The organism is Rhodococcus sp. WS3, from assembly GCF_003797085.1.
GTDB lineage: Bacteria > Actinomycetota > Actinomycetes > Mycobacteriales > Mycobacteriaceae > Rhodococcus_F > Rhodococcus_F globerula.
The window spans coordinates 1,217,881-1,240,424 of sequence record NZ_RKMA01000002.1 but is presented as its reverse complement, the minus strand read 5'-3'; the positions used below and the strand labels follow the sequence as shown (position 1 = coordinate 1,240,424).

Sequence of the window (22,544 nt, the reverse complement as noted above, 5' to 3'; positions counted from 1 at the left end):
TCGGTCACGGGATCGGTGAGTCTGTTCAGAACGGTGGTGGGTCGTTGCCGTAGTCGATGTGTTTGCTAGGTGTGCGCTTTCGGGGCACATGCTTTCGGGGTGTGGAGAGTTGTGCCGTCCGGTGCTGAATCTTGACGCGACGGTGTTTTCGTTCGCTTCGGATGCGGGCAGCTTTGTTCTCGAGTCGTGTTCGTCGTCTGGTGCCGCCTTCCGGTGGCGGCGGTTCCTGTATCCCGGCGAGTAGTCCGGCAGCTCTGGTGCGGTAGCAATGGCCTGTCTGCGAGGTCAGGGTGACGCTGCGATCCGGATTCGGGGCGAGCAGCCACTTCCCGGAATGCTTGAGGCGGTGATGGTTACGGCAGAACGCACTCAGATTCGACGCAACCGTCTTCCCGCCGCTCGCGGGGTTGGTGTGGTTGAACGGGTCGTTGTGGTCGAGGTCGCAGTTCCAGGCCGGGACATCGCAGTGCGGCCACTGGCAGCTGCCCGCGATGACTCGCAGCCACCGATCGAGTGCCGCGCCGGGGCGGTAGACCAACGCCGAGGCGGGCGCAGGTGTCGGTTCAGGTTCAGCATCTGCCGGTACCCGTACTTCCCGAACGTCTGCGTCTTTCGCGATGTCGCGGGCATGTTCGGCGCTGATCACTCCGTACCCGTCGAGTTGAGCGGGTTCGTCGCTGCCGGGAGTGTCGCTGCCGGCGAAGGTGGATTCGTGCATCACGACATGAACGAGTGGCCGGCGAATGATGATCATGCCACTGCGGTCCTGTGGGCAATCGGCGCGGTCGCAGTCGCATACCAACACCGTTGAACCGCTCACCAAAGCGCCCAAGGCGTCGGCTCTTCGCTGCTCGTACGTACGGGAATCGTGGCGGCACACCGACATCGCCAATTCCCGCAACCTGCCGTCGAACGCGCGGGCCTGCTCCGCTGGGATACTGCCCAGGATGCGGGCCATCCCGTCCTCGGCGGCACTGACTCCCACAAACCGATCGGCGAGCGCGCGGCGTCGTCGTTCCCGCATCCCTTCCGGATCGACGCGGGCGACGATCCTGTCGATCGCCGCCGTCAACCGCCGACCCGTCAACCCCGTCCCACCGTCCACGGGTGGAGCCAACACCTGCTCGAGCAACAAGCGTTCGACCTCGTCGATCAACTCGTCACCGACATTCGCCGTCGCCGACTCGATCAACCCCACCCGGTAGAAGTCGAGTTCACCGCGGGCCATCGCCGCCCGCGTGCGATGCAACCGCGTCTTCAAAGCAAACCCCAACCCGATGAGCTTCCCGGCCGCGGCGCGCCCCATCGTCAGGACCGCGCCGACCTCGGATTCGGCGAGCTCGTGCGCCGACGACGTCCACGTACCGCCGTCGACATGCTCGGCGCTGCGGCGGGTGAAGAACTCCGCCACCACGGCCAGTTTCCGCTCGACCAACATCGCTTCACATGAATGCAGCTGGGCCATCAAATCAACGAGGGCGCAATCGGTTTCGGTACCACTCAGCTGTGCTGAGATGCCGAAACTCCCCATCCCCGAATCGAACATGCTCTCACCGTAATCGAAATCCTGTTCGATTGGGAGGGCTCCTGAAAATCAGTCGGAAAAGTCTGAATGCTGACTGGAAACTTCAGGGCGGCTTAGCCTTTCACGAGTATCAGTCGACTCCGCCGCCGCCGCTGGGCATGGGAATCTTCACTACCTTGTCGTCATTCGGACCAGGTTCGCCCGCCGTCTTGTTGACGGTGCTGACCCACAGCAATCCGTCCGCGCCCAAGGCCAGGCCTTCGAGTTGACCGTAAGTATCCTTGGCAACAGCGCCCGGCGGTGTGGTGATGGCGCCGGTACCGGGGTCGGTTGCCAGTGAAGCCACGGCTTTACCCGCGCCCAAAGCCACTGCAACAACGCCTTGTACTGCCACGCAGCCGCCCACTCCCGGGCGGTCGGGCCACGTCCAAGCCGGAGCGGTCACGGTACCGTCTGCACCTACCCGCTGGAGGCGATCCTCCAGTGCGGTGCGATCGGTGACCCACGTCGCGATGCCGGGTTCCACGCACACGCCACCGCCGTTACCGATACCTGACAGGACAACGTCGGGGCGCGGGGGAGCGGCATTGGGGGTGAGGGATCGAACACGAAGCAGCTTGCCCGCAAGTGATGCGGGATCGTTTGCAGCAGCTGGATTTCCGGCATCGCCGGTCAAGACCATGAGTTGATCGGGTGCGGCAAACTCGAGGGAACCTCGGTTCCCGTTGGCGCCCCGAGGAATTCCTCCGAGGACTACCTTTGCGGTGTCGCCCGGCGCAATGCGGACCACACGATTGTCTGAGCCCGTCGTGACGTACGCGTAGATCAGGTTGTCTTCGACGAAGGTAGGGGACAGGGCAACATCGAGTAGTCCACCGTCAGCACTTCCGTCGACGTCGATCTTGGCGACCTCGACGGGGATTTGGCCGGGGGCGACCTGCAGGATCCGGCCGGTCCGGCGTTCGGCAACCAGACCTGAGTTTCCGTCTGGCAGGGTGAGCAGTCCACCGGTGGTGTCGAGGCAAGTGGCGATAACCGCCGGGTCGGCATCCACACACGGGCCGAGGGGGCCGCGCGGTGCTATGGGCGGAGCGGTAGTTGTCGAGGGTTGCGGGTTCTGCGGCGCAACTTCCGCGTTCGATTGGATGGTCGGTTCCGGAGTGAACGGGCTTGCCGTCGATTCGTCGAAGTCGGCGCAACCGGAAAGGACGGACGCAGCGAAGGCGAGTGCCAAGGTTGCCGATGCGGCGCGTCGTGTTCTGCGCGACGTGTTGCGTCCACCCGTAGTCATGGTGAAGACGTTACGTAACCGATGCCCTGCGCCGCCACGCCGGAGTAGGTTCCCCGACCTCGTCGCGTCACCGCTTTAGGCTCTCCTACGTGACTGACGAGCGAAAAGACCCCAGCGAACTGTCGGAACCCGGCGTGGCGACGGGCAAAGTGTCCAGTCCTTACGACTCACCGACGGAGCAGTTTCCTCCGGTGAATGCCCGCAATTCGTTGCCGCGAACCGACGACGATCTCGATTTCGGTTCAGCGCAAGCAAATTCCGTGACCGAACAAATCCCGGCATATCGTCCGGGGTTACTTGATAAACCGACTGAGGTGCTCACACGCGATACCGCGTACGAGATGCCGGCCGATCCGGTCGCAGTCGCAGTCGCAGACCCGATTCCGGTGGCCGAAGATCCGCGGCCGAGCCGAGGAACACTGGATCTCGGTCTTTTGGCGCTCCGGTTGGCGGTGGGCGGCACCGCGTTGGTGCACGGCTTGCAGAAGTTGACGGGTATGTGGAACGGCCCAGGGTTGGGCGGCTTCGAAACAATGTTGGCCGATGCGGGATTCGAACAGGCCAAGTTGTTGGCAATTTTGGGTGCGGTCGGCGAGGTTGCTGGTGGCGCCCTGCTGATTTTGGGTCTGTTGACCCCGATTGCCGCGGCCTCGGTGCTGGCCGTGATGATCAATGCGTGGGCGCTGCGTCAGTTGGCTGAGCCCGGTCTCGAGTACTTTGCGCCAAACGGAACCGAGTACGAGATGCTCTTGGGGATCTGCGCTGGTGTGATCATCCTCACGGGACCAGGGCGAATCGCGCTGGACGGCCGCCGAGGCTGGGCGAAGCGGCCCTTCATCGGTTCGTTGGTTGTGCTGATTCTGGGTATCGGTGCCGGCGTGTGCACCTGGATTTTCCTGAACGGGGCAAACCCGCTCATCTGATCCGATGTAGAACAAAATCCGATGCAGAACAAAACAGCCGCCGCCTTTCCGAAAGGGAAGGCGGCGGCTGCTGTTTGTCGATCTGGGTTGATCAATCCTTGACGAGCACCGGTGCGGCATTGGCGGCCGGGATCGCCGTGCCGTCCTTCAGCTTGCGACCGAGCACCGATTTGCGGTGACCGTACGCGAAGTACACGACAACGCCGATCGCCATCCAGACCACAAATCGAATCCAGGTTTCGACCGACAGGTTGAGCATGAGCCAACCGCAGGCGAGAACCGCGAGAATCGGAACGAACGGCACCCACGGCACGCGGAATCCGCGCGGCAGATCGGGACGGGTGCGGCGAAGCACGATCACGCCGACGCAGACGAGCACAAAGGCGAACAGCGTGCCGATGTTGACCATCTCTTCGAGAGTTCCCATGGGGAAGAAGGCAGCGAGCACTGCGACGATGCCGCCGACGATCAGCGTGATGCGCAGCGGGATGCCCTTGCTGGTGGTCTTGGCAAGCTTCCTGGGCATCAGGCCGTCACGTGACATGGCAAACAGGACGCGGGTCTGGCCGAGCATCATGACCATGACAACAGTGGTCAGGCCGGCGAGGCCGCCGAAGTTGATGGCAGTTTGTGCCCATCCGATTCCGTTGGCTTCGAAGGCGGTGGCGAGCGTGGCACTCGAGTCGCCGACGAGCGGGCTACCGTCCTTGAGTTCGGTGTACTTGACCATGCCGGTCAGAACCAGGGTGACAGCGACGTACAGGACGGTCACGATCGCGAGCGAGCCGAAGATTCCGCGCGGCAGCGACTTCTGGGGGTTCTTCGTCTCTTCGGCGGTGGTAGCGACGACGTCGAACCCGATGAAGGCAAAGAAGACCAGGCTGGCAGCGGCAAGGAGACCGTATGCGCCGTAACTGCTTCCGCCGGCTCCGGTCAGCCAGGAGAACAGCGTCTGGTGAATTCCGCTAGCCGTGCTCTCTGCGCCTTCGGCGGGCGGGATGAAGGGCGAGTAGTTCTCCTTCTTGATGTAGAACGCACCGACGACGATGACAAGGAGAACAACTGCGATCTTGATCGCGGTGATGACGGCAGAGACTCGGGACGAAACCTTGGTGCCGATCGCGAGAATGAGTGTGATCGCTCCGATGATGAGCAGTGCGCCCCAGTCGAAGCTGATGGATCCGATGTGAGCTGTGGTGCTTCCGCTCGCCCCGATCACATTGCCGAGATAGAGCGACCACCCCTTGCCGACCACGGCGGAGGCAAGTGCAAATTCGAGGATCAGGTCCCAGCCGATGATCCAGGCTGCGAATTCGCCGAAGGTTGCATACGAGAACGTGTACGCGCTGCCGGCGACGGGGACCGTCGAGGCAAACTCTGCGTAACAGAGAGCTGCAAGTGCACACGCGATGGCTGCAAGAACAAAGGCCAGTGAGATCGAGGGGCCCGCTACGTTGCCGGCTGTTCTGGCGGTGAGGGTGAAGATACCTGCGCCGATGACAACGGCGACGCCGAAGACCGTGAGGTCCTTCGCGGTCAGTTCCTTTTTGAGCTTGGTTTCAGGCTCGTCGGTGTCCGCGATCGATTGCTCGACGGATTTGGTGCGCCATATGCCGACTCCGGGCATGTATTGCTCCTTGATTGATTCCCGGCGACCTTGTGGGGGACGGGAGGTGGCTGACAGTTGTCGAATGTGATGTGGGTCTCATCGACTAGATGAGGGAACCATTGGTGAGCGCAGTGCGCAAGTCGCGGCCACTGAACTGAATAAAATGATCACTTCACTCGCCATCAACCCCCCGTACATATCTGTTTTGATCAGCTGGCTCCGTGCACACTACGGGAAGTGAATTCGATCACGCACATTTCGTACTAATGCGTCCGAATTGTCCGCAGCAGCAGCGCATTCCGGTCAGTCTCTCCGCGCGTCGCGTCGCGTCATTTCAGTACCTGTCGGTCGGTCTTGCTATCAATAAGCGATCAACCGCGACGCTCGCGGTACCCGACTTTAAGGAGATCGTGATGATCCAGGCCCATCTCGACGCGTTGCACGGGCTTCCGGCTTTCGACTTCCCAGCTGCGGGGGCGACTGATTCGGCACTGCCCGCTGCGGGTGCTGTGGCGTGGCGCATCTCGGTGGAACCGTATTCGGATGACTCGGAAGAGTTTTCCGAGGCCTGGGCACGGTTTGTCGAGAAAGTGGACCTGTCGGCGGTGCAGGCTCTGATCATCGGCCAGTGGGGTGAGTCGTACGAGGTCAACTCGTCGTCGATCGTGGAACTGGTTGTCGAGCAACGTCACCGGTTGACGTCGCTGCGGGCGCTATTTCTCGCGGACATCACACAGGAGCAGCAGGAGATTTCCTGGATTCAGCAATCCGACGTCACTCCTGTACTCGGCGCGTTTCCGGAGTTGGTCGAGTTCGGCATTCGTGGTGGCACGGAATTGCAGTTCCCGGAAACAGGCCACGCCGCTTTGCGACGATTGACCATCGAGTCGGGTGGACTGCCCGCCGCAGTTGTCCACGGAGTGTCGTCGAGTAACTTCCCGGCGCTCGAGTTTCTCGATCTGTGGCTCGGGACGGACAATTACGGCGGAGACGCGACAATCGAGGATCTGGCTGTCATTCTCGGCGGTACGAAATTGCCGTCGTTGCGGCACCTGGGCCTGCGCAACAGCGAGATTCAGGACGATATCGCCAAGGCGATTGTTACCGCCCCGATTCTCGGGCAGCTCACCACGGTGGATCTTTCGATGGGCACGCTCTCGGATGACGGCGCCCAAGCGCTTCTCGACACCAGTTCTTTCAAGGATCTCGAGTTTCTCGACCTGCACTACCATTTTCTCAGTGATGCCGCGATCACGGAATTGACCCGGCATTGCGCCGAATTGGGAGTTCGGGTCGATCTGTCCGAGCAGACCGACGCGGATGAGTACGACGACGAGATCTGTCGATATGTTGCAGTCTCCGAGTAATCCCTCGTTGCCGCCTTTCCATTCGAGGTTCGTGGTTATCGGGGTTCCGGGCAATCGTCGAGTTTCGGGGTTTGTCGACGCGGTCACGGCAGCGGGATTGCCGACTCCGCGTGTTCTGGGTTGGCGTGAGATTATCGGTCGAGATTACGGTTTCGACGCTGGCGAGATCGTTCGAATCGATTCGCCCGGAGAAGATTCCGTGGTGGACCGATACCTTCGCGGTACGGACGAGTCGACACGGGTTGAGGGCACCGGCAAGTGGTATCGACGATTCACTACCGAGATTCGCGAGATTACCGATCGAGCAGATCGCGTCGGTGCTCGGGTTCTCGGTGATGCGAACGAGATTGCGGTGATGTTCGACAAACGGCGCTGCCATCGCCACCTCGACGCTGCCGGGGTACGGGTCCCCGCGGCGTTGGAGACTGCGCCCCGAAGCTACGTCGAACTCGAGCAACTAGCAGCCGACGCACACATGCCACGAGTGTTCGTCAAGCTTGCTCACGGCTCGTCGGCGTCGGGAGTGATTGCGCTGCAATGGGGTCCGCGCGGGCAGGTCCGGGCCGTCACGTCGGTGGAAGTGAGTGCTGATGGTGCGCTGCACAACTCACTTCGAGTGCGCACATATCGAACGAGGGCAGCCATCGCGTCAATTGTCGATCGGCTCGCGCCCGACGGACTTCATGTCGAAGCGTGGATACCCAAAGCATCGCTCGGCGGACGCACCGCCGACGTTCGTGTGGTGGTTGTCGGGGGTGTTGCAACCCATGCCGTAGTGCGGACCAGCGCTTCTCCGCTTACCAATCTGCATCTTGGCGGTACCCGCGGCGCACTCGTCGACGTGATGGCTGTTGCAGGCCGGAATTGGTCACAGCTTCTGGAATTGAGTGAGCGGGCAGCAGCGTGTTTTCCGGCGGCCCCCCATGTCGGAATCGACGTCTTGCCCGGCGTCGGGTGGCGACGCTTCACGGTGGGAGAGGTCAATGCGTTCGGAGATCTCCTGCCGGGGCTTACCGGTCTGCCCGGAAGCCCCGCCGAGGGAATGACTACGTATCAAGCACAAGTAGATTCGCTACAGAAATCGGAAAACATGGAGTATGCCCGGTGAACAACCGTGACATGAACGACGTCGACATGAACGACGTCGACACGAGCTACCCCGACATGAATGAGGTCGTGGGGCAGGACGACATCCTGTTGCTCACGTTGGACACGCTCCGCTACGACGTCGCCTGCGAACTGGCCGCGAGTGGGCGCATTCCGACTCTGGCGTCGTACCTCCCCGGGGGACGGTGGGAGATGCGGCACGCGCCGGGAAGTTTCACGTACGCGTCACATCAGGCGATCTTTGCGGGATTTCTTCCGACCCCGGCCAGCCAGGGTCCGCATCCGCGACTGTTTGCCGCACGATTCGCCGGGAGTGAATCCACGGCCGACGGAACGTTTGTGTTCGAGGGCCCCAATGTGGTGGACGGCCTGCGGCAGGTCGGCTACCGCACTGTGTGTATCGGCGGGGTCGGGTTCTTCAACAAAGCCGCGCCCCTAGGTTCGGTGATGCCCTCGATGTTCGACGAGAGCTATTGGGAATCGCGCTTCGGTGTGACGTCGCCGGAATCCTTCGAAGCGCAAGTCGAGTGTGCCGAGACGGTGGTGGCCGGTCTCGAACCGGACCAGAAGCTTTTCCTGTTCGTCAATGCCGCTGCGCTGCATCAACCTAATTGGTTCCACCTTGCAGGTGCTAGCGCCGAGTCGGGAGACACCCTCCAGTCCCATGCTGCCGCACTCGAATACATCGACCGCCATATCGCACGACTGCTGCAGGCCATGAGTTCACGGCGGCGGTGCTTTGCCATCGTCTGTTCCGATCACGGCACAGCGTACGGCGACGACGGTTGGACCGGGCACCGGCTGGGTCACGACAGCGTGTGGACAGTTCCCTATGCACATTTCTTCGTGGAAGGGCCACAGCAATGAGTCTCGCAGTTACGGTACGTCCGTACCAAAATTACGTTTATGCGTATCCGCACAAGACGGCGTACCGGCCGCTACAGCCTCGCCCGTCGTTGCAGAAATTGTGGGCGTCAGAGCCGAAAGACGCACTGTCGCTGTACCTACATATTCCGTTCTGCGAGGTTCGCTGCGGATTCTGCAATTTGTTCACTCGTATCGGCGCGCCGGGTGAGATGACCACCGCATACCTCGACGCACTCGAGCGCCAAGCACGTGTTGTGTCGGACGCTGTCGGCGACGGAACTCACTACGACGCCGTGGCCTTCGGCGGCGGCACCCCGACCTTTCTCGATGCCTCTGAACTCGACAGATTGTGCGACATCGCGGAACTCCGCATGGGCGCGGATCTTTCGTCTGTTCCGTTCTCGGTGGAGGCGTCGCCGTCGACGGTAACCGCCGATCGGATGTCCGTGCTGGCATCCCGCGGAACTACTCGCCTGAGTCTGGGAGTGCAGAGCTTCATCGACTCCGAGGCGAGGGCGGCAGCGCGGCCGCAGAAGCGGGCCGATGTCGACGCCGCGCTCGGGCGGATCCGGGACGCTCGAATTCCCGTGCTCAACATCGATCTCATCTACGGTATCGACGGTCAGACCGAGCAGACCTGGCGGCAATCCCTCGACGCGGCGTTGGCGTGGGAACCGGAGGAGCTGTATCTGTATCCGCTCTACGTTCGAGCGCTCACGGGTTTGGGCAAGAAAACAGCGGTCACGGAATCCGATGCCGAGTGGGACGAGCGGCGTCTGCGCTTGTATCGGTTCGGCCGCGACTACCTCGAGCAGGCCGGGTATCGGCAGGTCTCGATGCGTATGTTCCAGCGCGAGGGCGCGGTTATCGACGAGGCGGCCGACTACGCGTGCCAGACCGACGGCATGATCGGATTGGGGTGCGGCGCACGCTCGTACACCGCTGACCTTCACTATTCGTTCGATTATGCGGTGGACATGCGGGAGATCCGCGGGATCATCGACACGTTCATCGCCCGGCCGGGCGACGAGTTCGCCTACGCGGAAGTCGGTCGATTCATGACTCCCGATGAGACGCGTCGCAGGCATCTCGTCCAGTCGGTGCTTCAGACCGAAGGGATGGATGTGTCCGACTATCTCGCGCGGTTCGGAACACTACCTACCGACGACTTTCCGGAGGAATTGAAAACCTTCGAAGCGGCCGGGTGGTTGGCGGGTGATCTACAGCCCGATCGACTGAAACTCTCGCCCGAAGGTCTGGCGCACTCCGACGCGATCGGCCCGGCGTTGTTCTCAGCGAGTGTCCACCGGGACATGGCAGAGTACGAGGCCAAATGAACTCCTCGTTGTCGATTCTCTACCGCGGTCCGTTGGCGAGTTGTAATTACGACTGCCCGTACTGCCCGTTCGCGAAACGCCGTGATCCGCCAGCCGAATTACGCGCGGACAGAGCATCATTGGAACGGTTTGCAGCTTGGGTGGCCGAGCGGACGGATCTACGGTTGTCCGTGCTGTTCACGCCGTGGGGTGAGGCACTGGTGCGGTCCTGGTATCGGCGCACTCTCGCGGAACTGAGTTGGTTGCCTCACGTCGAACGGGTTGCGATACAAACCAATCTCAGCGCTCGCACCACGTGGCTTGCCGACGCAGACCCGTCGACGCTGGCGCTGTGGTGCACATTTCATCCGGGACAGATCTCGCTCGAAAGATTTCTTGTGAAATGCCGGGAACTCGACGGAGGTGGCATCCGCTATTCGGTTGGAGTCGTCGGATTCCCGGAGCATCTCGATCTTGCCTGTGAGCTGCGCCAGAAACTGCCCGAGAATGTCTACCTGTGGGTGAATGCAGCCGAGGGACGGGTGTATTCGGACGATGAAGCGCAGGTCTGGACCGAACTGGACCCGCTTTTTCCCTACAGCCGGAACCCGCATCCGAGCGTCGGAAAAGCTTGCAGAACCGGAGAATCCGTCATTTCCGTCGACGGTGACGGCACCATTCGGCGGTGCCATTTTGTCCCCGAGGTGATCGGGAATCTGTACGACGGCAGCCTCGAGCAAACACTGACCGCACGAGAATGTCCAAAAACGATGTGTGACTGTCACATCGGCTACGTGCATCTCGAATCGCTACCGCTCTACGACGCTTTCGCCGGGGGAGTGCTCGAGCGCATACCGGCCACGCTGACGAGTTCGCTTGTGAGCAGGCAGTTACCCCTGCACGTAGTGCGGTGAAACAGAAGATCCCCGGCCGCGCTATCAACGCTGCCAGGGATCTTCGCTAGCTTCTGCTATCTACGGGACGTACCGAACCGCGCCCTTGTCAGCCGACGTTGCCAGCGCAGCGTAGGCGCGCAGGGCGGTGGTGACGGTGCGCTGACGGTCAACGGGGTGCCACGGACGCTCCGAGGCTTCCATCTTGGCGCGACGATCGGCGAGGACGTCGTCGTCGACCAGGATCTCGAGGGTGCGGGACGCGACGTCGATGCGAACCTGATCGCCGTTCTGCACCAGGCCGATAACTCCGCCGGCAGCAGCCTCGGGGGAGATGTGGCCGATGGACAGACCGGACGTGCCACCGGAGAAGCGGCCGTCGGTGATCAACGCGCATTCCTTGCCGAGGCCTGCGCCCTTGAGGAAAGCGGTGGGGTGCAGCATTTCCTGCATGCCCGGTCCGCCCTTTGGTCCTTCGTAACGCACGACCAGGACGTCGCCGGCCTTGATCTTCTTCTGCAGGATCACCGAGACGGCTTCTTCCTGCGACTCGACGACCAGAGCCGGGCCCTGGAACGAGAACAGTTCCTCGTCGATACCGGCCGTCTTGAGGATTGCGCCGTCGACGGCGATGTTGCCGCGCAGGACGACCAGGCCGCCTTCCACGGTGTAGGCGTTCTCGACGTCGCGGATGCAGCCACCGGCAGCATCGGTGTCGAGGGCAGACCACCGGTTGTCCGTCGAGAACGGTTCGATGGTGCGCACGCCGCCGGGAGCAGCGTGGAACAGTTCGATCGCTTCGTCTGTTGCCTTGCCGGAGCGGATGTCCCAGTCGTCGAGCCACTGGTCGAAGCTCTTTGTGTGCACGGTCGAGACGTCGGTTTCGAGGAGTCCGCCGCGGCGAAGCTCACCGAGCAGCGCCGGGATTCCCCCGGCGCGGTGGACGTCTTCCATGTGGTAGTCCGAGTTGGGGGAGACCTTGGACAGGCACGGCACCTTGCGGCTGATCGCGTCGATGGTGTCGAGGTCGAAGTCGACCTCGCCTTCCTGTGCCGCTGCCAGTGTGTGCAGGACGGTGTTGGTGGAACCGCCCATGGCGACGTCGAGAGCCATCGCGTTGCGGAACGCTGCCGGGGTCGCGATGTTGCGCGGCAGAACTGACTCGTCGCCGTCGCGGTAGTACTTCAGGGCAGCCTCGACCACGGTGGTGCCCGCGCGAGAGAAGAGTGCGTGACGTGCCTTGTGGGTTGCCAGCGTGGAGCCGTTGCCCGGCAACGCGAGACCGAGGGCCTCGGTGAGGCAGTTCATGGAGTTGGCCGTGAACATGCCCGAGCAGGATCCACATGTCGGGCACGCACTGCGCTCGACCTCGTCGAGGCCTTCTTCCGACACGGCGTCGTTGGCGGAGGCGGAAATTGCGGTGATGAGGTCGGTGGGGGCCTGGGCCACGCCGCCGACAACCACTGCCTTACCGGCCTCCATCGGACCGCCGGACACGAAGACCGTCGGGATGTTCAGACGCATCGCGGCGTTGAGCATGCCGGGAGTGATCTTGTCGCAGTTGGAGATACACACCAATGCGTCGGCCGTGTGGGCGTTTGCCATGTACTCGACCGAGTCGGCGATGATCTCGCGGCTCGGGAGTGAGTAGAGCATTCCGCCGTGGCCCATGGCGATACCGTCGTCGACGGCGATGGTGTGGAACTCACGAGCGACGCCGCCGGCCTCACGAATGGCCTCGGCAACGATCTCGCCCACGTTCTTGAGATGCACGTGGCCGGGTACGAACTGGGTGTACGAGTTCGCTACGGCGACGATCGGCTTACCGAAGTCGGAATCCGTCATCCCTGTGGCGCGCCACAGGGATCGGGCTCCGGCAGCATTACGTCCGACGGTGGTGGTGCGTGACCTCAACGGGGGCATGGGCGTGTTCCTTATGTGATCGTTGCTGATCTACTTCTGCTGCGCGAACAACAGGGCTGTGTGCTTACGCGGCGAAAAGAATTGAAGCGAGGGCGATTCAACGCTACTCGCGTGCTACTTCTGTTCTGATTCGGGCTGGTCGTTCGACGGCTCGGATTCGGATTCGGGCTCAGGGGCGCTGCCGCTTGCGGACTGTTCGGCCCGTTCCGCTTCTTCGGCGTCGAAAGCATCTGCCGCTGCCGCGTAGGGATCGGTGATGCGACCACCGCTGGCGATCGCAATTTCGGGGAGCCGGACAAAGCTGACGGCTGGCAGTGTCACCTCTGTTCCGTCGGTGAGTTCGGCGCGGGCCCAGCTGCGCTTCGGGAAACGGAAGCCCTTGACCTCGTCCCAGCTCAGCGTGCGGCTGGAGAACATCGAACGAACCTCGAGGCCGTCGGGGCTGACGGTGGTGCGGACCCGGGCGACGAAGTAGACGGCGATGATCGGCAGGATCAGCAACCAGCTGAATGCTGCGGGCCAGCCGAAGATCGGGAAGCTGACCGCGAAGAGCAGGAAGGCGCACGCCATGTAGGCGAGCTGCGAAATGCGGATGACGTGCCGAAGTGGTTTCGGCGTGTGGGATGATTGAACCGGTGGCACGGGCTGCTGCGAAGTTGACACCTCTACATCTTCGCATTGCAGCCGATGTATCTCAGATTCTGGGACGGTTGACTCACCAAGTTTGCCGTTCGCGACTAGCGCCTCTACTGTCGAGTGCGTGAAACAGAATGAGTTGCTCGTAATCGACCGGCGCGTCGTCGCCTGAGTCGATAATTTTCAACTCACCAGATAACGACGCGCCACCCTCGCTCAGCAGATGCTGACGGGGGTTTTTTGTTGCCCGGAGCCAAATCAGAGGATTTCCCAGTGAGCGCACCAACAGCACGGCCTCAACCCACGCCGCGCAAGTCAGGGACACCGAGCCCGACTACCGCGGCTGCCGCATCGCAGACGGCTACCCGTCGCCAGCTCCCCCCGGAGCGGGTAACGGGCGCGCAGTCTGTCGTTCGCGCCCTCGAAGAGCTCGAGGTCGACACGGTATTCGGCATCCCCGGCGGTGCCGTGCTGCCTGTGTACGACCCGCTCTTCGATTCGGTCAAGGTCCGTCACGTACTTGTGCGCCACGAGCAGGGTGCCGGCCACGCCGCCACCGGTTACGCGCAGGCCACCGGCAAGGTCGGCGTCTGCATGGCCACCTCGGGTCCCGGTGCAACCAACCTGGTCACGCCGCTGGCCGACGCTCAGATGGACTCCGTTCCGATCGTGGCCATCACCGGACAGGTCGCGCGTTCGCTGATCGGTACCGACGGCTTCCAGGAAGCCGACATCTCCGGTATCACCATGCCGATCACGAAGCACAACTTCCTGATCACCGACGGTATCGACATCCCGCGCATCATGGCCGAGGCGTTCTACCTGGCATCGAGCGGTCGCCCCGGCGCGGTCCTGGTCGATATCCCCAAGGACATCCTCCAGGCTCAGACCACGTTCTCATGGCCGCCGGAGATGCGCCTGCCCGGATACCGTCCGGTCACCAAGCCGCACGGCAAGCAGGTCCGCGAAGCTGCGCGCCTGATCGCCGACGCCAAGTCTCCAGTCCTCTACGTCGGTGGCGGCGTCATCAAGTCCGAATCCTCTGCCGAGTTGCTCGAACTCGCCGAGCTGACGGGCATTCCCGTGGTCACCACGCTGATGGCCCGCGGTGCATTCCCCGACAGCCACGATCTCAACTGCGGCATGCCCGGCATGCACGGCACTGTTGCCGCAGTGGCAGCACTGCAGCGTAGCGACCTGCTGATCACGCTCGGCGCCCGCTTCGACGACCGCGTTACCGGTCAGCTGAATTCCTTTGCTCCCGATGCCAAGGTCATCCACGCCGACATCGACCCGGCCGAGATCGGCAAGAACCGTTACGCCGACGTCCCGATCGTGGGCGACTGCAAAGAGGTCATCACCGAACTCATCGAGGCCATCCGTGCCGACATGGCCACGGGGACCACGTTCGAACTCGCCGAATGGTGGGCGTACCTGAACGACATCCGGCGTACCTACCCGCTGAGCTACGACCGTCCCACCGACGGTCAGCTGAGCCCCGAGTTCGTCATCTCGACCGTCGGCAAGCTCGCCGGACCGGACGCGATCTACTGCGCCGGCGTCGGTCAGCACCAGATGTGGGCAGCCCAGTTCGTCAGCTACGAGAAGCCGCGCACGTGGCTCAACTCGGGTGGACTCGGCACCATGGGCTACGCGGTTCCCGCTGCCATGGGCGCAAAGATGGGCATGCCGGACACCGAGGTGTGGGCCATCGACGGTGACGGCTGCTTCCAGATGACCAATCAGGAACTGGCCACCTGCGCGCTCGAGGGTATCCCGATCAAGGTCGCCCTCATCAACAACGGCAACCTCGGCATGGTTCGTCAGTGGCAGACACTCTTCTACGAAGAGCGCTACTCCAACACCAACCTGGGAACGCACGGCGCCATCCGCATCCCGGACTTCGTCAAGCTCGCAGAAGCCTTGGGCTGCCACGGAATTCGTGTCGAGCGCGAAGAGGACGTCGAAGCTGCGATCCGTGAGGCGCAGTCCATCAACGACAAGCCTGTCGTGATCGACTTCATCGTCACCGCCGACGCACAGGTGTGGCCGATGGTCGCCGCTGGAACCAGCAATGACGAGATCATGGCGGCCCGGGGTATCCGGCCGCTGTTCGACGACGACGAGGCAGTAGCCGAGCCCGCCGTCATCCATGAAGCCATGTCGCGCGAGCAAGCCGGACCCGCCGCGGGCACAGGGGAGGACCAGCAGTGAGCACCACCCACACCCTCAGCGTTCTCGTCGAGGACAAGCCAGGCGTGCTCGCTCGCGTCTCCGCCCTGTTCTCCCGCCGAGGATTCAACATCGAATCCCTCGCGGTGGGCGGCACCGAGATCCCCGAGATCTCTCGAATGACCATCGTCGTCACGGTCGACGAGTTCCCCCTCGAGCAGGTGACGAAGCAGCTCAACAAGCTGATCAACGTCATCAAGATCGTCGAGCAAGACGGTGATGCTTCCGTCGCTCGCGAGCTTGTGCTCATCAAGGTGCGCGCAGATGCAAGCGTGCGCACCCAGGTCATCGAAACGGTGAACCTGTTCCGCGCCAAGGTAATCGACGTCTCCCCGGAGTCCGTCACCATCGAGGCGACCGGTACCCGGTCCAAGCTGGATGCACTGCTGCGGATGCTTGATCCGTACGGTATCCGGGAGATCGTTCAGTCCGGGGTCGTGGCAGTCGGTCGAGGGCCGAAGTCGATCACGGCCACCCGCTAGTACTTTAGACACGTAATAATCCAAGGAGAGGTTGAGAACTGTGGCAGTCGAGATGTTCTACGACGACGATGCCGATCTGTCGATCATTCAGGGCCGCAAGGTTGCTGTGATCGGCTACGGAAGCCAGGGCCACGCCCATTCGCTGAGCCTGCGCGACTCGGGTGTCGAGGTCCGCATCGGCCTCAAGGAGGGCTCCAAGTCCCGCGACAAGGCTGAAGAAGCAGGCCTGACGGTCGGCACGCCGGCAGAGGTTTCCGAGTGGGCCGACGTCATCATGGTGCTCGCACCGGACACCGCCCAGGCAAGCATTTTCACCAATGACATCGAGCCCAACCTCAAGGACGGCGACGCGCTGTTCTTCGGTCACGGCCTGAACATTCACTTCGACCTGATCAAGGCTCCGGAGTTCGTCACCGTCGGCATGGTTGCGCCCAAGGGCCCCGGCCACCTGGTGCGTCGTCAGTTCGTCGACGGCAAGGGTGTTCCCGCGCTCATCGCAATCGACCAGGACCCCAAGGGTGAAGGCCAGGCTCTCGCTCTGTCCTACGCCAAGGGCATCGGTGGAACGCGCGCAGGCGTCATCAAGACCACGTTCAAGGAAGAGACCGAGACGGACCTCTTCGGCGAGCAGGCTGTGCTCTGCGGTGGCACCGAGGAACTGGTCAAGACCGGTTTCGAGGTCATGGTCGAGGCCGGCTACGCACCCGAGATGGCGTACTTCGAGGTTCTGCACGAGCTCAAGCTCATCGTCGACCTCATGTACGAAGGCGGCATCGCCCGCATGAACTACTCGGTGTCCGACACCGCTGAGTTCGGTGGCTACCTGTCCGGCCCGCGCGTCATCGATGCAGGCACCAAGGAGCGCATGAAGGCGATCCTGGCCGACATCCAGTCCGGCGAGTTCACCCGTCGTCTGGTTGCCAACGTCGAGAACGGCAACACCGAACTCGAAGGCCTGCGCAAGGCTAACGCCGAGCACCCCATCGAGGTCACCGGCAAGAAGCTGCGCGACCTGATGAGCTGGGTCGATCGTCCGATCACCGAAACGGCGTAATCAAGCTGTTTCAGCTTGTCTTCACTCCGGCCTGATGCCTGCTTCGGTCCAATTATCTTGGACCGGAGTGGCATTGGGCCGGAGGTCTTTGCCGGGCCAACTGAAGCCCGCCGTAATTCTCATTGAGAATTCGCCCGCAAAAGTGTCCACTATGTGGTATTGCCTACCGAGTTGTGGACGCCGAGACGGCGCGCACTAAACTACTGGGGGTTAAACCACCCCCACACCCACCTAATCAGGGAGTTTGCACGTGAGCCAGCCTGGCCGCCCCGTTGTTCTGATCGCAGACAAGCTCGCGCCGTCCACAGTCGAGGCACTCGGCGACGGTGTGGAGGTGCGGTGGGTCGACGGACCCGACCGCGCTGCCCTGCTCGCAGCTGTGCCCGATGCCGACGCGATTCTTGTTCGCTCCGCCACCACCGTCGACGCCGAGGTTCTGGCCGCAGGCACCAAGCTGAAGATCATCGGCCGCGCCGGTGTCGGCCTGGACAATGTCGAGATCCCCGCAGCCACCGAGCGCGGCGTGATGGTCGTCAATGCACCGACCTCCAACATCCACTCGGCAGCCGAGCACGCAGTTGCTCTGCTCATGTCGACGGCTCGCCAGATCCCCGCCGCAGACAAGACCCTGCGCGAAAGCACCTGGAAGCGCAGCAAGTTCAACGGCGTCGAGATCCTCGGCAAGACCGTCGGCGTTGTCGGCCTCGGCCGCATCGGCCAGCTGTTCGCACAGCGTCTCGCCGCGTTCGAAACCACCATCATCGCGTACGACCCCTACTTGCCCGCAGCTCGCGCAGCGCAGCTCGGCATCGAACTGGTCACCATCGACGAGCTCGTCGAGCGTGCGGACTTCATCTCCGTTCACCTCCCCAAGACCAAGGAAACGGCCGGCCTGATCAACGCCGAGCGTCTCTCCCGCGCCAAGGACGGCGTCATCATCGTCAACGCCGCTCGCGGTGGACTGATCGACGAAGATGCGCTGTACGACGCTCTGGTCTCCGGCAAGGTTCGCGGCGCCGGTCTCGATGTGTTCAACACCGAGCCTTGCACCGACTCCAAGCTCTTCGGCCTCGAGAACGTCGTCGTCACCCCGCACCTCGGTGCTTCGACGTCCGAAGCTCAGGACCGTGCAGGCATCGACGTCGCCAAGAGCGTTCTCCTGGCTCTGGCCGGCGACTTCGTGCCCGAGGCAGTCAACGTCTCCGGTGGCCCGGTCGGCGAAGAAGTTGCTCCGTGGCTCGAGCTCGTCCGCAAGCTCGGTCTCCTTGCTGCGACGCTGTCTCCCGAAGCTGTTCAGACGGTCCAGGTTGTCGCCACCGGCGAGCTGTCCGCTGAAACCGTCGACATCCTCGGCCTCGCGGCTCTGCGCGGCGTGTTCTCCGCAAGCAGTGACGAGGCTGTCACGTTCGTCAACGCTCCGGCACTCGCCGAGCAGCGCGGCGTCACCGTGTCCGTCGAAAAGCACTCCGAGGCACTCGCTCACCGCAGCGCAGTCGAGGTTCGTGCAGTTGCCGCCGACGGCACCGTCACCTCCGTCACGGGCGCACTCACCGGCCTGCAGCAGGTCGAGAAGATCGTCAGCATCAACGGCCGCAGCTTCGACCTGCGCGCCGAGGGTCACAACATCGTTGTCCACTACGGCGATCGCCCAGGTGTGCTCGGTGTGCTCGGTACCGTCCTCGGTAACTCCGGCATCGACATCCTCGCCGCAGCACTGAGCCAGGACGCCGAAGGCGAAGGCGCAACGGCGATCCTGCGCGTCGACAAGGTTGTCTCCGACGCCGATGTCGAGGCAATCGTCTCGCAGCTCGACGCTCGCGTTGCCCAGGTCGACCTTTCCTGATTGTTTTCACTGTGCGCCTTTGTCAACCCTTGCGGTTGATGAAGGCGCACAGTTCTACCGAATGAGGATTCAATGAAGCTTGCGGTCATTCCCGGTGACGGAATCGGTGTCGAGGTCACAGCTGAAGCACTCAAGGTGCTCGGCAAGTTGGTCCCCGATCTGGAAACCACCGAATACGATCTCGGTGCCCGTCGCTACAACGCCACCGGTGAACTGCTGCCTGCAGACGAGCTGGACCAGATCCGTCAGCACGACGCAATCCTGTTGGGCGCCATCGGCGATCCGCGGATCGTTGCGCCGGGCATTCTCGAGCGCGGTTTGCTGCTGAACATGCGTTTCCAGCTCGATCATCACGTCAATCTCCGTCCGGCGCAGCTGTACCCGGGTGCCACGTCGCCGCTCGCGGCGCAGCCCGAGATCGACTTCGTCGTGGTTCGTGAAGGCACCGAGGGCCCGTACACCGGTAACGGTGGCGCCATCCGCGTCGGCACCGATCACGAGATCGCGACCGAGGTGTCGATCAACACCTGGTTCGGCGCCGAGCGTGTTGTTCGTTACGCATTTGCGTTGGCGCAGACGCGTTCCAAGCACCTCACGCTGATCCACAAGACCAACGTGCTTTCCAACGCGGGAGCGATCTGGACGCGTGCGATCGAGACCGTCGGAGCGGAGTTCCCGGACGTCGAGACGGCGTACTGCCACATCGACGCTGCCACCATCTACATGGTGACCGACCCGTCGCGCTTCGACGTCATCGTGACGGACAACCTGTTCGGTGACATCATCACCGACCTGGCCGGCGCGGTGACCGGCGGAATCGGTTTGGCCGCAAGCGGAAACATCGATGCGTCCGGTACCAACCCGTCGATGTTCGAGCCCGTTCACGGCAGTGCCCCGGACATCGCCGGCAAGGGAATCGCAGATCCCACCGCCGCGATCCTCTCTGCCGCACTGCTTCTTCGCCATCTCGGACGCGAGGACGACGCCGCTCGCGTCGAGGCTGTGGTCGCTGCTGACCTGGCTACCCGCGGCGACGGCCCGATCTCCACCACAGAGATCGGCGACCGCATTACTGCAGCACTGTAAGCACCGCCGCTCTGTAAGATTCGTCTCACGGCTCTGACGCGCGTAAGCCTTGCGGCTTGCGCGCGTCAGTCGTTTCCGGCATCCCGATAGACTGGCCCGCATGCGTCTTGGTCGAATTGCCAGTCCCGATGGTGTTGCGTTTGTCAGTATCGAAGGTGAAGAGGATGCCCTCGTCGCCAAGGAAATTGCCGAGCACCCGTTCGGGAACCCCACCTTTACCGGCCGTAGTTGGCCACTAGCCGATGTGCGCCTGTTGGCGCCGATCCTTGCCAGCAAGGTGATCTGCATCGGCAAGAACTATGCGGATCATGTTGCCGAGATGGGCGGCGAGGCGCCCGCAGATCCGGTGATCTTCCTCAAGCCCAACACATCCATCGTCGGCCCCGGTGCGCCGATCGTGTTGCCGCCCAGTTCAACCGAAGTGCATTTCGAGGGTGAACTCGCGATCGTCATCGGGCAGCCGTGCAAGGACGTTCCGGCCGCAAAGGCCCTGAGTGTTGTTCTCGGATACACCGTTGCCAATGACGTGTCTGCGCGCGATCACCAACGCCACGACGGTCAGTGGACCCGAGCAAAGGGTCATGACACGTTCTGCCCGCTCGGTCCGTGGATCGAAACGGCTTTGGATCCGTCGGACGTCGACATCAAGACCGAGGTCAACGGCGCAGTCAAGCAGGACAGCAGCACTGCTTTCCTTCTGCACGACATTCCGAAGATCATCGAGTGGATTTCGGCTGTCATGACTCTGCTCCCGGGCGATGTCATCCTCACGGGCACCCCGGCCGGGGTCGGCCCGATCGTTGCCGGCGATTCCGTCTCGGTCACGGTGTCCGGGATCGGCACGCTCACCAACCCGGTGATCGCAAAACGCTGACCATCACGTTCGATCAGGGGCCTCATCCGTACGGGTGAGGCCCCTTTTCGATTTCTTGTCGGTTTGATAACTGTATGTCCCGCCTTTGCAGGAGAGTGAAATAGTTATGAGGTAGTTATCATCACAATTGCGTCGAATCAGTGTTACGGACGCGCGATGAGAGGTTCCTGAATGTGTATTTTTACCTGCATGTTTATCCCCAGAATAGGAACAAATCCGACTAAAAGGGCAAATCGTATAGATGATAACCCTAGGTTTGCCAATGTAACGTTCATCCGTATTCTGGTCGATAACTGGTGTGATGCCAGTGGGGTATTAATGAGATTTCGGAAAATGGAGGCTGTGGCACATGGGCGCCTTTACTGCGTACCGGCGCACTCGGTCGATCGGGCCGAGTGAGTCCGCAGCACCGAAGTGGCGCGACAAGAAGCGATATCTGTGGCCGCTAGGTCTACTGGTGCCGCTCAGTCCGTTCGCGGCGTGGTGCCTGGTGGAGAAGCTGACGCTGGGTCTGTTCTGGGCTGTCGGGGCCTGGTTGATCGTGATTGTGATTCCGCTTGTCGATCTGCTTGCCGGTGAGGACGGGAACAGTCCGCCGGACGAGAAGATTCCGGAGTTGCAGGCCGATCGTTACTACCGCTGGTGCACGTACCTGTTTCTGCCGTTGCAATACATCGGCCTCGTGTTTGCGTGCTGGTGCTGGGTGAATTCGCCGATGGCGTCGGGGGAGAAGTTCGCGCTCGCGATGACCGTCGGAGTCGTTGCCGGCGTTGGTATCAACGCGGCGCACGAAATGGGCCACAAGAGTGAGAAGCTCGAAAAGTGGTTGGCCAAAATCGCACTGGCGCAGTCTTTCTACGGCCACTTTTTTGTCGAACACAATCACGGTCACCACGTGCGGGTGGCAACACCCGAAGATCCCGCAAGTTCGCGGTACCGCGAGAATTTCTGGTTCTTCTTGCCGCGGAGCGTTATCGGGGGGCTGCGCTCCGGGTGGCAGATCGAGCGCGCTCGCCTCGAACGTGCGGGAGTGAGCACCTGGAGTTACAAGAACAACATCCTCAATGGATGGGCGATGAGTGTGGTGTTGTTCGGCTCGCTCATCGCGGTATTCGGCTGGGAGATCGCGCCGTGGCTCGTTGTGCAGGCCATTGCCGGATTCACCTTCCTGGAAACAGCGAACTACCTCGAGCATTACGGGTTGCTCCGTGCCAAGCGTGACGACGGTACATACGTTCGCTGCTCACCGGAGGACAGTTGGAACAGCGACCATGTCGTGAGCAATTTGTTCCTCTATCAATTGCAGCGTCACAGTGATCATCACGCCAATCCGCGTTTGCGCTACCAGAGCCTTCGCAGCGCCGCCGACGCACCGCAGTTGCCGGCGGGATACGCGGTCATGATCGTCTGTGCGTGGGTCCCGCCGTTGTGGCGCTCGATCATGGACAAGCGACTTCTTGCGTATTACGACGGCGACATGAGCCGGATAAACGTGCTTCCCGGACGCTGACGGTTG

General features: G+C 62.3%; 18 protein-coding genes. 13 read left to right on the top strand and 5 right to left on the bottom strand.

Annotated features, from left to right (window positions below):
- Positions 1 to 25: 25 nt before the first annotated feature.
- Positions 26 to 1,546, bottom strand: coding sequence for an HNH endonuclease signature motif containing protein (locus EEB13_RS19745; protein ID WP_141486092.1), 1,521 nt, complete (start codon positions 1,544 to 1,546; stop codon positions 26 to 28).
- Between the two features lie 109 nt (positions 1,547 to 1,655).
- Positions 1,656 to 2,816, bottom strand: a complete 1,161-nt coding sequence (locus EEB13_RS19740; protein ID WP_141486091.1) for a PQQ-dependent sugar dehydrogenase — start codon at positions 2,814 to 2,816, stop codon at positions 1,656 to 1,658.
- A gap of 89 nt (positions 2,817 to 2,905) precedes the next feature.
- Between EEB13_RS19740 and EEB13_RS19735 the strand changes: the two genes are divergently transcribed.
- Positions 2,906 to 3,739 carry a DoxX family protein gene (locus EEB13_RS19735; protein ID WP_141486090.1) on the top strand — a complete coding sequence of 278 codons (834 nt, stop codon included), beginning with the start codon at positions 2,906 to 2,908 and terminating at the stop codon, positions 3,737 to 3,739.
- A 91-nt stretch (positions 3,740 to 3,830) separates the two neighbouring features.
- Here EEB13_RS19735 and EEB13_RS19730 read toward each other — a convergent pair whose 3' ends face one another.
- Complete coding sequence (locus EEB13_RS19730; protein WP_092808555.1) at positions 3,831 to 5,366, bottom strand: amino acid permease; 1,536 nt, start codon at positions 5,364 to 5,366, stop codon at positions 3,831 to 3,833.
- Positions 5,367 to 5,761: 395 nt separating this feature from the next.
- Between EEB13_RS19730 and EEB13_RS19725 the strand changes: the two genes are divergently transcribed.
- Genes EEB13_RS19725 through EEB13_RS19705 form a run of 5 tightly spaced genes read left to right on the top strand, consistent with a single transcriptional unit; the run spans position 5,762 to position 10,919 of the window.
- Positions 5,762 to 6,715 carry an STM4015 family protein gene (locus EEB13_RS19725; protein ID WP_141486089.1) on the top strand — a complete coding sequence of 318 codons (954 nt, stop codon included), beginning with the start codon at positions 5,762 to 5,764 and terminating at the stop codon, positions 6,713 to 6,715.
- Between the two features lie 31 nt (positions 6,716 to 6,746).
- Complete coding sequence (locus EEB13_RS19720; RefSeq protein WP_261984596.1) at positions 6,747 to 7,823, top strand: STM4014 family protein; 1,077 nt, start codon at positions 6,747 to 6,749, stop codon at positions 7,821 to 7,823.
- Positions 7,820 to 8,689 (top strand): STM4013/SEN3800 family hydrolase, encoded by an 870-nt coding sequence (locus EEB13_RS19715; protein WP_261984595.1) that lies wholly within the window; start codon positions 7,820 to 7,822, stop codon positions 8,687 to 8,689. The genes EEB13_RS19720 and EEB13_RS19715 overlap by 4 nt, the downstream gene beginning before the upstream one ends.
- Positions 8,686 to 10,026: an STM4012 family radical SAM protein gene (locus EEB13_RS19710; RefSeq protein ID WP_141486087.1), complete on the top strand. Its 1,341-nt coding sequence runs from the start codon at positions 8,686 to 8,688 to the stop codon at positions 10,024 to 10,026. Before EEB13_RS19715 ends, EEB13_RS19710 begins: the two co-directional genes overlap by 4 nt.
- Positions 10,023 to 10,919, top strand: coding sequence for an STM4011 family radical SAM protein (locus EEB13_RS19705; RefSeq protein ID WP_141486086.1), 897 nt, complete (start codon positions 10,023 to 10,025; stop codon positions 10,917 to 10,919). The genes EEB13_RS19710 and EEB13_RS19705 overlap by 4 nt, the downstream gene beginning before the upstream one ends.
- A 60-nt stretch (positions 10,920 to 10,979) precedes the next feature.
- On the opposite strand, the gene ilvD is transcribed toward EEB13_RS19705, so the two are convergent.
- On the bottom strand, positions 10,980 to 12,821 hold the full coding sequence (ilvD, locus tag EEB13_RS19700; RefSeq protein WP_045067162.1) for a dihydroxy-acid dehydratase: 1,842 nt from the start codon (positions 12,819 to 12,821) through the stop codon (positions 10,980 to 10,982).
- A 114-nt stretch (positions 12,822 to 12,935) separates the two neighbouring features.
- Positions 12,936 to 13,463, bottom strand: coding sequence for a PH domain-containing protein (locus EEB13_RS19695; protein ID WP_045067163.1), 528 nt, complete (start codon positions 13,461 to 13,463; stop codon positions 12,936 to 12,938).
- Between the two features lie 267 nt (positions 13,464 to 13,730).
- On the opposite strand from EEB13_RS19695, the gene EEB13_RS19690 reads away from it, so the two are divergent.
- From EEB13_RS19690 to EEB13_RS19660, 7 genes are all read left to right on the top strand, one after another.
- Positions 13,731 to 15,671 (top strand): acetolactate synthase large subunit, encoded by a 1,941-nt coding sequence (locus EEB13_RS19690; protein ID WP_141486085.1) that lies wholly within the window; start codon positions 13,731 to 13,733, stop codon positions 15,669 to 15,671.
- On the top strand, positions 15,668 to 16,171 hold the full coding sequence (gene ilvN / locus EEB13_RS19685) for an acetolactate synthase small subunit (RefSeq protein WP_033236588.1): 504 nt from the start codon (positions 15,668 to 15,670) through the stop codon (positions 16,169 to 16,171). Before EEB13_RS19690 ends, ilvN begins: the two co-directional genes overlap by 4 nt.
- Positions 16,172 to 16,223: 52 nt before the next feature.
- A complete protein-coding gene (ilvC, locus tag EEB13_RS19680) occupies positions 16,224 to 17,225 on the top strand; it encodes a ketol-acid reductoisomerase (protein ID WP_172937779.1) in 1,002 nt (333 codons plus the stop codon).
- Between the two features lie 250 nt (positions 17,226 to 17,475).
- Complete coding sequence (gene serA, locus EEB13_RS19675; protein ID WP_141486084.1) at positions 17,476 to 19,068, top strand: phosphoglycerate dehydrogenase; 1,593 nt, start codon at positions 17,476 to 17,478, stop codon at positions 19,066 to 19,068.
- Positions 19,069 to 19,140: 72 nt separating this feature from the next.
- Positions 19,141 to 20,154, top strand: coding sequence for a 3-isopropylmalate dehydrogenase (locus EEB13_RS19670; RefSeq protein WP_033236585.1), 1,014 nt, complete (start codon positions 19,141 to 19,143; stop codon positions 20,152 to 20,154).
- Between the two features lie 100 nt (positions 20,155 to 20,254).
- A complete protein-coding gene (locus EEB13_RS19665) occupies positions 20,255 to 21,028 on the top strand; it encodes a fumarylacetoacetate hydrolase family protein (RefSeq protein WP_092808550.1) in 774 nt (257 codons plus the stop codon).
- A 349-nt stretch (positions 21,029 to 21,377) separates the two neighbouring features.
- Positions 21,378 to 22,538 carry an alkane 1-monooxygenase gene (locus EEB13_RS19660; RefSeq protein WP_141486083.1) on the top strand — a complete coding sequence of 387 codons (1,161 nt, stop codon included), beginning with the start codon at positions 21,378 to 21,380 and terminating at the stop codon, positions 22,536 to 22,538.
- Positions 22,539 to 22,544: the final 6 nt, after the last annotated feature.